This is a genomic window from Rhodopila sp., assembly GCF_965276935.1.
GTDB lineage: Bacteria > Pseudomonadota > Alphaproteobacteria > Acetobacterales > Acetobacteraceae > Rhodopila.
Genome location: NZ_CBDIBS010000002.1, coordinates 117,587 through 132,537 on the forward strand (window position 1 = coordinate 117,587; position 14,951 = coordinate 132,537).

Below are 14,951 nucleotides of genomic sequence, written 5' to 3' on the forward strand. Positions count from 1 at the left end.
GAGTGAACGAGGATCCATGACACCGTCATTCAGGCTTTGCCTTGCCGTACCGCTGGCTGCGCTGTGGGTTGTTCCCTGGATCGTCGTGCCGTGGCCGATCGGTTCGGCTTCGGCACAGGGCGTTCTGACGCCGGAGGCCGCTCGGTCGCAGCTTTCGGCGGTGCTGTCGCTGGTCAGCGGCGGCATGATCGGGTCCGGTGACCATGCGCCGCAGGTGACGCGGGATGGCGACGCCTGGCGCGTCCGCGTGCCGCTGCCAGAGTTGACCACGCCGACGGATGCGGCCGTTCGTGCGATGGCCAAGCCCCTGGCCGCCGGGATCTGGGACATCACGTCGCTAAGCCTGCCGCCGGCCGGCACGATCGAGACCGCGCCGCGGCCGGGTGCGGATCACCCCGGCATGGTGTCGTTTTCCATCGGGCGGCAGGCGATCCATGCCAGGGTCGATCCAAGCCTGTCTGTTGCTTCACCCATTGCGGTGGCTCTTGGCAACATCACGCTGACAACCGAGGGCGGCGGCCGGCGTTCGGAGCAGGCGATCGCGCGTTTCAGCCTGGATGGCACGCTGTCGGCCGATGCGAACCGGCGGATGACGATACAGACAAACGATACCGCGGCGAACTGGCGGATCGGCATCCAGGACAACGCCGGCGTCACGTCGAACAGCCTGATCAGGAGCGCCGCCGCCAGCTTTGGGGTCGAGGGGCTGGATCCCGCCCAGGCGGCGCGGCTGCGGGCGGCCGGAGGCACGCTTGCCGCCGGCGGGCCACACACCGGCCCAGGCGGCCGCCCCGGCGAACTGGGACCGGCCAGGCTTACGCCTTACCAGCGCGATCAGCTTCGCGCCATGCTCGACGCGAGCGTGGGGCTGTTGACCCGGTTGAACGTCCAGGAAACCTTGCAGGGCGTGCACTTCGAGGGCGTCGGCGTAAACCGCGGCGACATCGGCCGGGTCAGCCTCGGCCTGACCAGCGAAGCGCGCGGCGACCGCTTGAGCACGCAGATCGATCTGGCACTGGACGACCTGACACTGCGTCTGGTGCCGGCCGATCTCGCCGCCTACGTGCCTAATCGGGTCGATGTCAAACTGAACGCCGACGGCGTCCGGACTACGATGCTGATGCGGTTGCTGCGCGATGCGACAGCGGCGGATGCGGACCCGGCGGCGCTGCGGGCCGAGGCGATCACCCTGCTGTCGGACCCGGAGACGCATGTCGGGGTCGCGCATCTGTCCTTCCAGTCGGGACCCTTGCAGGTGGCGGGGTCGTCGCGGCTTCGTCCGCTGCCCGACGGCACGGCCGCCATCGACATCCATGTGACCGCGAGGGGGGCCGACAAGCTGATCGCACAAGGGCAGGACAGCCCGGCCGTGCAGCAGATCCTGCCGTTGGTGTTCCTGGCGAAGGGCTTGGCGCGTGCTGAGGGTGATGGGCTGGTGTGGGATATCTCGATCGCTGATGGGGTGACGACGGTAAACGGGATGCCACTGGGTCACCTTGGGGGACAAATGCGCCGGCCCTGACACGACGTTGCCTGACAGTGGCGTTTCCTTCGGTGCCTGGCACAGCAACTTGTCGAATTCCGGCCAAGACGGGAACCTTGCGTTGGCTGCGACCAACGTCCACAATCCGCCGATTGGACACTTCAGTGAATGTGGTGGATCCGATAGCCTGAAGGCCCGGATTGCCACCGGATTTTGCCGCGCCCGAGATGCGCCTGTCTATCCGCGGTCGTCCCTTCAGCAAGAATCCGCGTCTGTGCTATTCAGCATTCTCATCATGGCAGGACGTCGCGACGAGCCGGTCATTGAGGCTCGCGGCAAGAGCGGCGACATAAGGCGGCCGCACGAGATCAAAATGGCCACCGGCCATTGGTACCACTTCGAGATCGGCGATCCGCCGCCAGACCACGAGCGGGTCGCAGATCCGCGGATCGTGATGCAGCGCGCGAAAGTACGTCACGCCGCCACGGTATGACCGAGGTCGATAATCAGTGAACGCCTGCTCGCAAGCCCCGCGGACGTGCTGCAACAACGGCGGCAGCAGCGCGAGCGCCGGATCCTGCCAGTGCGGTCCGCGGCCCAGCCTTAGCCCGATGGCGTTGCGTATCCCGTCGATCTCGGCGGCTACGGCATGCCGCGGACTGGCGACCAATTCTTGCACCAGCAGCGCAAGCCGGCGTCTGCGATAGGCCAACCAATCGGGCCACAATAGATGACGCGGATGAACGTGGGTGTCGACCATGGCGAGCAACTCGACGCTTTCGCCCTCGGCCATAAGCCGGATCGCCATTTCGTAGGCGACCAGCCCGCCGAAGGAGAAGCCGCAAAGAGCATACGGTCCGCTGGGCTGGACGGCGCGGATCTCGGCTAGATAGTGGCTGGCCATAGCCTCCACGCTGGCGTGCGGCGCGTTGCCGGGCTGGAGGCCCCACGCCTGCAGCACGCTCACTGGCCGGCCGCCGCGCAAGGCCTGCAGCAGGCTCGAGAGTTCGAGCACAGTGCCCGACAGGCCATGCACGAGAAACAACGACCGGCCGTTGCCTGCCAGCACGGGAACAAGACAGGCGAAACGGTCCTCGAGGTCCGCGCGCAGCAGCGTGGCCAGAGCGGCGATCGTGGGCGCACCGAAGAGCGTCACGATCGGCAAGTTGCGGCCGAATTGCTGTCGGATGCGGGCGAAGATCGCCATCGCGAGCACCGAATGACCGCCAAGTTCGAAGAAATCGTCGTCCATGGAGATGGGAGCAAAACCGAATCCTGCCTGCCAGATCGCCTGCAACTGTTCTTCGAGCGTGGCATGCCCCACGTCTCGCGCCGCCTGCCGTGCGGGTGGGCACAGCGCCGGGTGCCGCGCGATTGTGTCGAGGCAGTCGGGGTTGACAAGCGCCTGCTGGTTCCTGATGGCATCGCCGTTTATCGCCGCACGTGCAGCGGTTTCGGAACGTTTGCCGCTGTGCGTGGTCGGCAGCGACGCGACGTCCGCGATGACCGCCGGAACGTGCGCGGGTGAGCACTCACGGCCGATCGCCTTACGGATGCGCAATGCCAGTTCGGGATCGAGCGAATCGCCCAGCCGCAGCACGAGAAGGAGGACCATTCGACTTCCGCCAGGCTCGGACGGCGACCGCTGCTCGACCGTCATCGCCTCGCGGATCTGCGGGAAGTCCTGCAGCACGGCGTAGATCTCGGCCGGACCCACGCGAATACCGCGGATATTCATCACGTCATCAGATCGACCATGCAGCCGTGCGGTGCCCTCGGGCGTGAAGGAAATGAAGTCGCCATGCGTCCAGACCCCGGGGTTCTGGCTAAAATAGGCGGCATGAAACCGCGTTCCGTCCGGATCGCCGTAAAACCCCAGCGGCCGCGATGGGAAGGGATTACGGCAGACCAGTTCGCCATAGGTGTCCCCGGGCTGGCCTATCGCCTGCACATCGAGGCCGAGGCTGCGACACTGCGCCTCGCCGCGCCAGACAGGCAGGTTCGGACTGCCGAGCACGAAGCAACCGATGATGTCGGTGCCGCCAGAGATCGACTGTATCGGCACGTGCTTGACGTTGTCCGTAACCCAGTCGAACTGCTGGTCATGCAGGATCGAGCCGGTCGAGAGGATTGCGCGCAGCGTGGGAAACGCGTGGTCCGGCCGGAAACCCTGATTCTGGCAAAGCTTGATGTAGGCGGGGCTGGTACCAAAGATGTTGACGCGCTCGTTAGCGACGATGTCCCAGAGCGTGTTGGGGCCGCTGATCGCGCCGTCGAACAGCACGATCCTGGCGCCGCAGGCAAGCGCCGAAAGCTGCCAGTTCCACATCATCCAGGCGCAGGAGGTGTGGAAGAACAGCGTTTCGCCGCGGCGCAGATCGCCATGCAGCCGATGCTCCTTCACGTGCTCCAGAAGCGTGCCGCCGGCACCATGCATAATGCACTTGGGTGGCCCGGTGGTGCCGGACGAGAACAGAATGAAAAGCGGGTGATTGAACGGGAAGCGCGAGAATTCCCTGACTGGCGCTAGTATTGTAGAGAGCAGCTTGTATGATGGCAGATTGGCCAACGGGTGTTCACCGTCGTCGCCAAGCGCCACGGCGGCTGTCAGCGTCGGCAAGCCGCGGCCGATTTCGGCCACGCGGTCCCGCATGCGCGGATCATCGCCAGCCACGTAGACAAGAAGCGTGGGATCTAGCTGCCTGAATCGGCTGAGGATCGCGGTCGCCCCCATCGCCGGATCAGCGCAGGCGAAGATGGCGCCGAGCGCGGCGGTCGCGAGCGCCACGACCACCGCCTCGGCATCGTTGCGGATGATTGCGACAACGCGATCGCCCGCGGCCACGCCAAGCGCCCGCAGCCGGGCCGTCGCACAGCCGACCGCCTGGCGAAGATCGCCGCGGGTGAGCCGGTCGGTTGGCCGGCCGTCGTCATGCACGGCGGTCAGTGCGGGTTGCGCATCATCCTCTTGGGCGAGCAGGTTCTCGACGTAGCTTAGCCGTAGATTTGGAAAAAACCGCGCCTGCTCTAACGCCTCATTCTCGCATGCCGGGTCAGGGCGACCCTCAACAATCAGCCTGGACCAATCAAGGAACAGGCGCCAGAAGGTGCGATAATCCGTAACCGAGAATTCCTGCAACGCCGCCTGGTCTGGAAAGCGGAGAGCCGTGTGTTGTTCACAGTAATGACTGAAGCCGGTCAACGCGGAGCAGGCGATAGCGGCGGGATCAGGAACGTATAACGGCTGGCGCAACGGGAAATTTCGTAGGTCGTCCATTTTGGACCTCGCAAACCCTCAGATGGATTGCATTTTAGGAATCACTCCCCATTATCTTATGATTCGACTGGCATATTTCTCGCAAATCTGCGTGTTGGATCGTGGCCATGTACGTCGACATCGAAAACCGAAGGGAGGCGATGCGGCGCGGCCGGCTGGTCATTGCGTATGTAACCGCCTGCGATACCACCTGCCCAGCGATGCTCGATCGATGGAATAGCTTGCTCAGCACGGAGGAAATTGCACGGGCCAACCGATTTCGGTTCATACAAGATAAGATTTCCTTCAGTTGTGCCCATTCACTGGCGCGGGTGATGCTTTCCATTTTGCTGCCGCAGCCGCCGCGAAATTGGCGTTTCACCACCGACGGGCTTGGACGCCCGCTTCTATGCGGCGGCCAAATCCGATACCCCGTGTGTTTCAGTCTATCCCACACCCGCGGCCTCGCCGCGTGTGCGCTTGGCGTTGGGCATGGAATAGGCGTCGATGCGGAGGGTTGCGCAGCCGTTCGGTTGTTGGATCTGCAGGGCGATTGGCTGACACAGGACGAAAGCGCCGCGTTGCATGCTCTCCCGCTTGCGGCAAAGGGTGAGGCGGCCGTTCAGCTCTGGACACTTAAGGAGGCCGTCGCGAAGGCAATGGGCGTTGGCCTTCATCAGCGGTTCAGCGATGTCGGGTTCGCACTTGATCCGCCGCGTTTCGCTCGATTACCAAAGGCCCTTGCCGGACGCTGGTGGCTGGCGCAGATGCGTCACACGCCGGCGCACATGGTGGCCGTGGCAGTCCGCAGCGCGACCAGGCGACCGGTCGAGATCACGATCGAGGTGTTGTCCGCAGACCTGATCGGCGCGCATCTATGTTGAAGACGCTGGCCCCATACGTCGCCGTCCGTGGTGGCAGCAGAACGCGGTTCCGCCATCAGGTTTGGTGTCTTGCGACAATGACAGTTAGCGGCAAATGATTGCAGGGAAGCGCCCGCAGTTGTTCGGCTTCCTACCGCGCCATGGCCATCACTCAGTCGGTAGATCCGGCCACGGTGACTTCGGCAGCGCCGAAATACGCGGCAGGATTTATCGCGAGAAAACAAAGTGCTCGCGACAGCGACGCGAGTTGCCAGAAGATTTTAAGCGCCTCACCCGTGCCGACATGGCGACAGCGACGCGGCCAGGCAGTTCCGTGGCTTGTTCAGACCTTTAATCCGATACCGCCAGCAGCACGGAACAGCGCATAAGTGCTGGTCCGTGCAACCTGGCGGGTGTCAGGCAAGGCCTCTATCAAGATGCCGACGCGAAAGAATTAGAGGCGCGCCCGCATATCCCGATAGCCTATCAGATCATGACTAAGCGCTTCTCCTGCGCCTGACGACAGCTTCGAATGTGCTGATCAAGCCTTCGATTTCAGCCGAAGCGGCCGCGAATTCCTCGGCTAGTTGCACGAAGGCCGCTTGCGCTTCCGGTTCGATATCAAAATCGGCTTGCATCCGGCAATCGGCGGCCCACGCAAGTGGGTCGCGGACGAGATCGTTTTGAGCCTCCAGCGTATCCATCGACAGGACCTCCCGTGAAGATTTCACAGTTCTTCTATCGATGGCGCCTCAACGGAGACGACGATTCCGCGTGAATCCCACGTGATTCCGTGCCGCTGCGTGAATTGATTCGCAAAATCCCGTACACTATCGTGTGAGTTCGTCGAACGGTGGAGGGATTAGCGCCGATCAGGGCGCGTGCGTCATCAGCCTTGGTCGGAAACGGGTGTGTCGGGTCGATGTTTGCTCGTCATGATGGTCCTCCCGCGTCGGCGCTACGGTGGCGGCGCTGACGCGCCGGCTGCTGGACGTCTTTCGCCGCTCAGCCGCTCCACCTTACACCGATACACATAAATCGGTCGATTGCCAGCATGAAGGACGTGACGTGAGGACGTCTAAAGCGCGATTGGTTTAGGTTGACCCAGAAGTCGCGCTTTAACTCATTGTTTGATCGCGTGATTCAGGCCTTCTGACTAAGTCAGCCTCAGGCGATCCCGCTCCAATGCGCAAGAACCATCGGTCTCGACCTTTTGCGCAATCTTGATGGCGACCCGCCTGATCAACCGACGTTGTCGGGAGATCAAGGAGACAGTTCATGGCCCCTGCTCACGACGCACCCTCCCCGCACGGTTCGGCAAAAGGGCTGTTCGGGTCGATCAGCGTCGGTGTCGCCGCCGGCGTGGCGGCAGCGTCGGCCGTGCTGCTGGGGCGCAAGGCGATCACCACGGCCAGTGTCGGCCAGGGTCACCCATTGAAGCACCGCATCCTCGACGTGGCGGCCGGCGCCATGCAGCACAAATACCCGCTGGATGCGATGAGCACCTTTCTGAACGGCTTCCACTTCTATGCCGATGACATGGGACGGCAGGTGGAGGCGTGCCATTTCTGCACCCATCTGCGGCACGACCTGCACCAGTGCGTGATCTTTGATTCCAACACGCCGACCGCTCGGCTGATCGGCATCGAGTACATCATCAGCGAGCACCGGTTCCGGGGCCTGCCTGATGAGGAAAAGCGCCTCTGGCACAGCCACCATTTCGAGGTGAAGTCCGGCGAATTGGTCGCGCCCGGCATTCCGGAGCTAGCCGAACGGACCTACTTCAAGGACCTTGTGACGACATACGGCAAGACGTTCCATAACTGGCAGGTCGACAAGCACGACTTCCCCTACGGCATCCCGCAGTTGATGATGGGCTTTACTGAGGACGGCCAGATCAACCAAGGATTGGCCGAGGACCGGGACCGCCGCTATGGCATCTCGACCGGCGACAGACGTCGGAAGCGCGCCGGCATACCGATGCCCGTCGTCGTTCCGGGTGCCAACGTCTGGGAAAGCGGCGGCACGGTGCAGACCCGCCTGGAGGAGATGGACTTCAAACGGTAGGCAGGCTTTCAGCGGGTGTACCGAGCGGCAGGGATGGCATGAACAAGGATCAGTCCACGACGCTGCCACGCCTTGGCTACACCTCCATCTCCCAGATCAGCCCGAGCACCTGCTCGCGCACCGCGACGAATTCGGCTGACGATTTTACCGCGCGAATGCCGTGCTCATCGGCGCGCCGAGCAAATGGCGTGTCGATTACGCGGACGATGCGACCTGGGCGCGGCGACATCACGACGACCTTGGTGCCGAGGTAGACCGCCTCCTCGACGCCGTGGGTAATGAACACGACGGTCATGTCGGCCTGCCGCCAGACCGCGTGCAGTTCCTGCTGCAGCCGCTCCCGCGTTAGCGCGTCGAGGGCGCCGAATGGCTCATCCATCAGCAGGATCTTCGGCTCGTTGGCGAGCGCGCGGGCGATGGCCAGGCGCTGCTGCATGCCGCCGGAGAGTTCATATGGATAGCGGTCGCGGAACTCCCACAGCCCGACGGTACGCAGCCAGCGCTCCGCCACCGCGGCGCGGGCGGCACGTGACTGGCCGCGGACGCGCGGGCCAAAGGCGGCGTTGGCGGCGACGCTCATCCACGGGAACAGGGCGGGCTGCTGGAACACGATGCCCCGCTCCGGCCCCGGCTTCGTCACGATGGTGCCTTCGAGACGCACCGCGCCGTCCGACGGCGGAAGGAAGCCGCCCAGCACCTGCAACATCGTGGTCTTGCCGCAGCCGGAAGGGCCAACGATGCAGACGAACTCTCCCGCTTCGAAGGACAGGGATACGCGGTCAAGCGCCAGAACGGGCTCGCCCCGGCGCGGCGCGTAGCGCACGGTCAGCGCATCGAAGGCGACGAAGGCTTCCCGCGACTGCGTTGCCGCACCGCCCATTGGGTTCAACCGGCCGCGCGGGCGGCGAACGAAGTGTCGGTTCCCGCCGCGAAGGCCTGGGGACCTGGGGCGCGCGCGATGGAGCGCTGCCGGACGAGGAATTCGGCCGTGCGATGCAGGACGTCGATGAACTTGCCGGGATGGCCGGCCGACCCCAACCAGTCCGGCCCGAGTTGTGCCTTCAGCGGGATGAAGTCGTACTCCTTGATATCCGCCATCGCCGTCGGCTCGGGAACGCCGGCCTGTTGCGCGATCACCTTCACGGCGGCATCAGGGTGGGTCTGGTATTCATCGAGCGCTCGGCCGTACGCCTTGAGGAAGCCAACCACAGCGTCGGGGTATTTCTTGGCGAAGGCGTCGCTCACGATAATCAGGTTCGCGATGTCGTAGCCGGCCTTGTCCAGCGGCTGCCAGGTGTCATACACGATGCCGCCATCAGTGAGCAGCTTCGACTTGGCGGGCGGCCAGACGTAGGCGGCGTCGATTTCAGCACGCGACCAGGCCGCGACGATCGCATCCGGGTTCATGTCGAGCACGGTGACCTGGCCCTGCTTGAGGTGGTTCACTGCCAGGAAGCCAAGCAGACGGAAATGCGAGGTGGAACCGAACGGGGTCGCCACCTTCTTGCCGATGAAATCAGCAGGCTTGGTGATGTTGGCGGCCTTGCGGACCGTCATTTCCTCGCCGCCGCCGATATTGTTGACCATGCCGATCAGCTTGTACGGAAGGCGCAGGCTGATGCCGGCGGCGACCGGCGAGGAGCCGATGCCGAGCCCGAAGTCGAGTGATCCCGCCGCCATGGCGGTGTTGATCTCGGCGCCGCTGCCGGCCTCGTTCCAGGCGATCTTGCCGCCGGTGCCCTGCTCGAACCAGCCGTTCCCCTTGGCCAGCATGGTGGGGTCGGTGCTGACGAAGTAGCCGACGCGCACGGTGTCCGGGGTCGCCGCGCGGGCACCGCGCAGCAGGCCGGGGGCGGCCAGGCCGGCACTGGCGGCAAGCAGGGTGCGGCGGCGCAGCGCGCGGGGTTCGGTCATGGGACGATCCTTACGGATGAGGGAGCGCATGGCTAGTCCCTCAACGCAAAAAATCGGGCCGTTCGCAAGGTCGAGACGCCTTGGCAGAGGGGAGTTCGGCAGCAACGCTGCTACAGGAACCCAGGCCTGCTTGCTTGATAACCAGGCCAAGCGCATGCCCGTTCCATCAAGACGAAACCAACGGCCGTTGGTGGCGGCTTCTTCGCGGTCCGCACCCCGTCAATTCACGATGACATCGAGCAGCGGCGCGTGCTGTTGGGCGCCGAACGTGTCACGCTCGCCGACGCTGCCCTGCGCCCAGGCTCGGCGCAACGTCAGCTTGAAGGCCATGGCCGGGTCGAAGAACATGCAGGCGATGATGTCCTCGGGCGGAACGTTGTAGAGCAGCGCCACCTTCGCCTGGTCCAACGCTCCGCTCGCCTTGACCCGCTGATACGTGTCTTCGTCGTCGAAGATCACGTCGAAGGTGATCTCGAACGGGCCGGAGTTCTTGCTGCGGATGACCTTGGCCAGGTCCTGCAGGCGCGCGTTCCGCATCTCAGATCTCCATCAGGCGGACGGGGAACAGCTCCTCGGGCGACTCCACCTCCATCAGGTGATAGATGTTGAAGCGGCAGACCGGGCCGATGGGATTTTCCGGCGGGTTCAGGGGAATGGCAAAATTGCCTGCCGTCGCCAACTGGCCGGGATAGGGCATGTGCAGCACGATGATCCGCGCCTGGCTGCAGATCGCGTTGGCCTGCTCCTGCGTGGCCGCCGTGACTTCGCCCATCAGCCCGACCTCGTGCGGAATTTCGTGCCGCTTCGGCTCCAGCGGTCCCATCACGGCATCCCGGCCATAGACGTGGAAGTGCATGGTCGCCTCGCCGGTTTCCAACTCGGGGAAGAACCCGACCAGGCGCCTGCGCACCTCGTCGAGGTAGCTGTCGAGTTGCCCCAGCAGGATCGGGTCGCGAATGCCGCCGATGAAAATGGTGCGGTGGCCGACGATCGCCGCACCTTCCAGCTTGACGCTGTAGCGCTCGGAGGGGTGGAACACGCTGCCGCTGACCCGGACACGACGGTTGTCCAGAGCCTCGTAGCGCGACCCGCGCAGGTCCAACACGCCGCCGGGGCCGGACAGCAGGTCGGGCCGGGTCTTCTCATAGAGCGTATGGGCGGCCACGGAGGCGGGCGTGCATCGTTCAGCCGGGTTCATTGGCTCCAGGTCGAAGCTGTCGCGGCGGACCGTCGCCAGGATCACGCGGCCTTTGGGTTCCGCGCACACCGCCCCGCACTCCACGATTTTGCCCATGTGCCAGTACACGCCGGGGTCGATCCCGTGCAGCATGCACAGGCCGGCATAGGGGGCCGGGTCGTAGGCGCGGCCGCTGACAATGATGTCCACGTCCGGATGCTCGCGCAGCACGCGGGCGAATGGTTCAGCCCCCATCTGCGCCACGACGTTCACGGCGTCGTCGATGGCTTGGTGCGTCAGCTCGCCCGAGGGGCCACATTCGGTCACGCGTCCGGCCACCAGCCGATCATGGATGACGGCGCGGTCGATGTCCGCATAGATCGCCGCCAGCTTGAAGCGGTAGCCCTTGGCGGCGGAGATTCCGCGGATCATCGCGATCATCTCGTCCACGTGCCGGTTGATGCCTGGCCCCCCGGCGGAGCTGATGACCAGCGGGACATGCCGCTCGCTGGCCGCATGCAGCACCAGGGCCAGGTCCCGCATGTATCCCTGCCGGTCTACGATCATCTTGCCCAGGCCCAGCAGGTATGGCCCAGGGTCGGTCGAGCCGGCGTCCACGATCATCGCGTCCGGCCCACGCTCCACGCCGCGCCAGAAATGCTCCGCGGGGATGCCGTAGCCGAGGATGCCGGCCGGCGTAAGGATCTTCAGTTCTTCCGTTTGCACGCCCATGGCGTCCTCCGACGCACTCGATTCATCAGTGATCGAGTGCCTGTTCAACCCGAATATGATCCGCTCACTCTCACTGCGTCCAATCGATAACCGCTGGGAGGCGATAGCGAAAATCGAATTGTCTTTCCCGCTTATCAGCCTCTTATCGCGCTGCAAACGGCAGGAGCAACATCATGACCCGGGAACTGCGTAAAGGCGGCATCGCGATGATCGCCTTCCTTCAGGCCCAGAATTGCAGCAACTTCCCCGGCTCGTGGCGCCACCCGGCCGCGATGCCGGATTTCATGTCGGCGAAGTATTACCAGCGGATTGCCCGCACGCTGGAGGAAAGCAAGTTTCACCTCGCCTTCTTCGACGACCGGCTCGCCATGCCGGATTTCAGCGGCGACTATGACATGGCGGTGCGGCATGGCGTGCGCACGGTCAAGATGGACCTGATCCCGCTGCTCACCGCCATGGGCATGGCGACCAGCCGCATCGGCCTGGGCGGCACCTACTCCACCACCTATTACGAGCCGTTCCATGTGGCCCGCGTGTTCGCGACGCTGGACCTGATGATCGAGGGCCGCGCGGCCTGGAACGTGGTGACATCGCTGAACGACTCCGAGGCTGCCAACTTTGGTCAGGATGAACACCTGGAGCATGACCTGCGCTACGACCGCGCAGACGAGTTCATCGAGGTGGTGATGGGCCATTGGGCGACCTGGGCGGACGACGCTATCGTCGCGGACAAGGCAAACGACTTCTTCGCCGATCCGACCAAGGTTCGCGCGCTCAACCACGTCGGCAAGTGGTTTAAGTCCCGCGGCCCCTTCACCGTGCCGCGCTCGCCGCAGGGGCATCCCGTCATCATGCAGGCCGGGCAGAGCGGCCGCGGGCTGGCCTTCGCGGCACGGTGGGGCGAGCTGATCTTCGCCTCCATCAAGGCCAAGGAGGCCGGCCAGAAGCAATACCGCCAGCTCAAGGACGCCGTGGCCAATGCCGGCCGCGACCCGGACCAGGTCAAGCTGGCGCCGGCCATCTACGCCATCGTTGGTGAAACCCGCACCATCGCGGAGGAAAAGCGCGCGCTGGCAGAATCCCTGGCGATGCCCGAGGATAGCCTGACGCTGATCTCCGAGGTGACGAACTTCGATTTCAGCTCGGTGCCGCTCAACCAGCCGCTCAGCGATGCCCAGATGGTCAAGGTCGGCATCCACCTGGGCCTGAAGGCGCGCGTGGTGGAACGTAGCGGCAAATCCAATCCGACGCCGCAGGAGTTCATCGACTTCAGCAAGCGCGGCACGATCAACGAGAGCCAGGTGTTCTGCGGCACGGCGACGGACGTGGCCGACCAGCTTGAGGACTGGTTCATGAGCGAGGTCTGCGACGGCTTCGTCCTGTCCGCCACCCATCGCCCCGGCGCCTACGAGGATTTCGGCCGGCTGGTGGTGCCGGAGCTGCAACGGCGTGGGCTGTTCCATCTCGATTACGCCGGTGCCACGCTGCGGGAGAACCTCGGCCTGGATCGCCCGGTCGTGACCCGGCCAGGCCTATCGAAGGCCGCGGAATAACCGCTCCAAACCATTCAGGAGGACGCCATGCCCGACACTGCCATTGCCCCAGCAACACCTGTACCCGTCGCCACCACGACCCGCACGGAAGCGGAGGCGATTGCCGACTTCGTCCTCGGGCTGGACCTTGCCAGTGTCCCGCCCGCTGTCGTCGAATTGGCCAAGGAGCACCTGCTCGACGCGCTCGGCATCGCGCTCGCGTCGTCCACCTGGGACTTCGGGCGTGCCGTGCTGGACGGGGTTCGGGAACTGGGCGAAGGCACCAAGGCCACCGCCATCGGCAGCGGCGCCAAGCTGCCGCCCGCCTCCGCGGCCCTGGTGAACGGCGTGCTCGCCCACGGCCTGGATTTCGATGACACCCATATCGGCGCCATCTACCACGCCAGCGCCCATGCCTTGGCCGCCTGCCTGGCCGCGGGCGAGGCGGGCCGCGCAACCGGGCGGGAGCTGCTGACCGCCTTCATCGCGGCCATCGAGGTCGGCTGCCGCATCGCCATGGTGGGCGCGGGCGAGTTCCACGAGCGCGGCTTCCACCCTACCGCAGTGTGCGGCGCCTTTGCCTGCACCGCCGGGGCAGGCCGGCTGACGGGCGCAACCCGCCAGCAGCTCGTGTGGGCACTCGGCCTGTGCGGCAGCCAGGCCGCGGGCATCCTGGAACAGAACGGCTCCTGGCTGAAGCGCTTCGGGCCCGGCTGGGCGGCGCACTCCGCCTTGTCGGCTTTGGCGCTGGGCCGGGCCGGGTTCCTCGGGCCGGTCACGGTGCTGGAGGGGCCGCGCGGCTTCTATGTCACGCACCTTGGCAAGGCGCCGAGCGGGGCGGCGCTGCCGAGTCTCGAGCTTGGCTCCACCTGGTTCGCGCTCGGCATCGCGCTCAAGCCCTACCCGTGCTGCCACTACATCCACGCTTTCGCCGATGCCGCGCTGGAGCTGCGGGACCAGTTCAGTCTCGATGAAGTGGACCATATCGACTGCCTGCTCAAGCTGTCCTTGCACAAGGGCGTGGCGGAGCCGCGGGACCGGCGCATCCGCCCGCGCACTGCGTATGAGGCGCTGTTCAGCGTGCCGTTCGTGGTGGCGACGGCCCTGCTCAAGGGGCGGGTGGACCTGGCCGCCTTCCACGACGAGCCGCTCGATGACCCGGCGCTGATGGCGCTCACGGCCAAGACCTTCGTCCTCGACGACCCGAACAGCGACTACCCGCTGCATTTCCCAGGCGAGGTCATCGTCCACTTGCGTGACGGGCGTATACTCCGCTGCCGCAAGCCGGCCAGCTATGGCTCGCCCGACCGGCCGATGGCGCGCGATGCCGTGGTGGCAAAGTTCATGGCCAACGCGACCCGCGCCATCGAACCGGCTGCTGCCCAGCGCCTCGCGGAAGCCGTGCTGGCGGTGGACGCTGCGCCGTCGCTCGATGGGTTAATGGCACTCTCCATTGCACCCGACTGAAGGGCCACGGTGAAACAACCAGAGCCAGGCGCAGGAATTTCTGCGGGGCTGACGAAACGACCCTCTGCGCCGGCTCCGGCTTGGGTTCGTGCAGTCCACCAAAGGTCATGCGGGCTGCTCCGGCAGCCGGGCCGATCGGTCTCGGGGTGCTGCTGGGACCTAAGCGGTGTGTATTCCGCGAACTTCCGCCAGGGCCGCGAAACAGCGAGCCGCCTGGGTGTATGGGATTTCGGCGGCACGGTGCTGGGACGGCCGATCGAGATCCTGGTTGCGGACCACCAGACGAAGCTGGATAGCGCCGGTGAGCAGGCACGCAAATGGTTCGACGAAGACGGCGCCCAGCACGCCCGAGCCCTGGATTGCCTGCGGTCGGGAGGGATTCATAGCTCGTTAACACTTGCGGCGTAGGACATTCGTGTCCGGTCAGGGTGCCGGTCGAACGCCAAGGCAGGCTTTCCAA

At 65.0% G+C, this 14,951-nt stretch carries 12 protein-coding genes; 6 read left to right on the plus strand and 6 right to left on the minus strand.

Going from position 1 to position 14,951, the window contains the following annotated elements; genetic code table 11:
* Positions 1-16: 16 nt before the first annotated feature.
* The gene (locus ACQY4S_RS03550; RefSeq protein WP_428483818.1) at positions 17-1,522 is read left to right on the plus strand and encodes a hypothetical protein; all 1,506 of its coding nucleotides are present in this window, start codon (positions 17-19) and stop codon (positions 1,520-1,522) included.
* A gap of 238 nt (positions 1,523-1,760) precedes the next feature.
* On the opposite strand, the gene ACQY4S_RS03555 is transcribed toward ACQY4S_RS03550, so the two are convergent.
* On the minus strand, positions 1,761-4,760 hold the full coding sequence (locus ACQY4S_RS03555) for an acetoacetate--CoA ligase (protein ID WP_428483819.1): 3,000 nt from the start codon (positions 4,758-4,760) through the stop codon (positions 1,761-1,763).
* Positions 4,761-4,867: 107 nt separating this feature from the next.
* Between ACQY4S_RS03555 and ACQY4S_RS03560 the strand changes: the two genes are divergently transcribed.
* Positions 4,868-5,623 carry a 4'-phosphopantetheinyl transferase family protein gene (locus ACQY4S_RS03560; RefSeq protein ID WP_428483820.1) on the plus strand — a complete coding sequence of 252 codons (756 nt, stop codon included), beginning with the start codon at positions 4,868-4,870 and terminating at the stop codon, positions 5,621-5,623.
* 476 nt (positions 5,624-6,099) lie between these two features.
* On the opposite strand, the gene ACQY4S_RS03565 is transcribed toward ACQY4S_RS03560, so the two are convergent.
* A complete protein-coding gene (locus ACQY4S_RS03565; RefSeq protein WP_428483821.1) occupies positions 6,100-6,306 on the minus strand; it encodes a hypothetical protein in 207 nt (68 codons plus the stop codon).
* Positions 6,307-6,880: 574 nt separating this feature from the next.
* Here ACQY4S_RS03565 and ACQY4S_RS03570 point away from each other — a divergent pair.
* Positions 6,881-7,669 carry an OBAP family protein gene (locus ACQY4S_RS03570; protein WP_428483822.1) on the plus strand — a complete coding sequence of 263 codons (789 nt, stop codon included), beginning with the start codon at positions 6,881-6,883 and terminating at the stop codon, positions 7,667-7,669.
* Between the two features lie 76 nt (positions 7,670-7,745).
* Here ACQY4S_RS03570 and ACQY4S_RS03575 read toward each other — a convergent pair whose 3' ends face one another.
* The 4 genes from ACQY4S_RS03575 to ACQY4S_RS03590 form a co-directional block, all read right to left on the minus strand.
* Entirely contained in the window at positions 7,746-8,549 is an 804-nt protein-coding gene (locus tag ACQY4S_RS03575; protein ID WP_428483823.1) for an ABC transporter ATP-binding protein, read from the minus strand.
* Between the two features lie 5 nt (positions 8,550-8,554).
* Positions 8,555-9,688: an ABC transporter substrate-binding protein gene (locus ACQY4S_RS03580; protein WP_428483824.1), complete on the minus strand. Its 1,134-nt coding sequence runs from the start codon at positions 9,686-9,688 to the stop codon at positions 8,555-8,557.
* 114 nt (positions 9,689-9,802) lie between these two features.
* Positions 9,803-10,120 (minus strand): DUF4387 domain-containing protein, encoded by a 318-nt coding sequence (locus ACQY4S_RS03585; RefSeq protein ID WP_428483825.1) that lies wholly within the window; start codon positions 10,118-10,120, stop codon positions 9,803-9,805.
* Between the two features lies 1 nt (position 10,121).
* Positions 10,122-11,492, minus strand: coding sequence for an acyclic terpene utilization AtuA family protein (locus ACQY4S_RS03590; RefSeq protein ID WP_428483826.1), 1,371 nt, complete (start codon positions 11,490-11,492; stop codon positions 10,122-10,124).
* Between the two features lie 173 nt (positions 11,493-11,665).
* Between ACQY4S_RS03590 and ACQY4S_RS03595 the strand changes: the two genes are divergently transcribed.
* The 3 genes from ACQY4S_RS03595 (at position 11,666) to ACQY4S_RS03605 (ending at position 14,899) form a co-directional block, all read left to right on the plus strand.
* Positions 11,666-13,045, plus strand: coding sequence for an LLM class flavin-dependent oxidoreductase (locus ACQY4S_RS03595; RefSeq protein WP_428483827.1), 1,380 nt, complete (start codon positions 11,666-11,668; stop codon positions 13,043-13,045).
* A gap of 27 nt (positions 13,046-13,072) precedes the next feature.
* Positions 13,073-14,491, plus strand: a complete 1,419-nt coding sequence (locus tag ACQY4S_RS03600; protein WP_428483828.1) for an MmgE/PrpD family protein — start codon at positions 13,073-13,075, stop codon at positions 14,489-14,491.
* A gap of 168 nt (positions 14,492-14,659) precedes the next feature.
* Positions 14,660-14,899, plus strand: coding sequence for an ABC transporter substrate-binding protein (locus tag ACQY4S_RS03605; protein ID WP_428483829.1), 240 nt, complete (start codon positions 14,660-14,662; stop codon positions 14,897-14,899).
* The last annotated feature ends 52 nt before the right edge of the window (positions 14,900-14,951 follow it).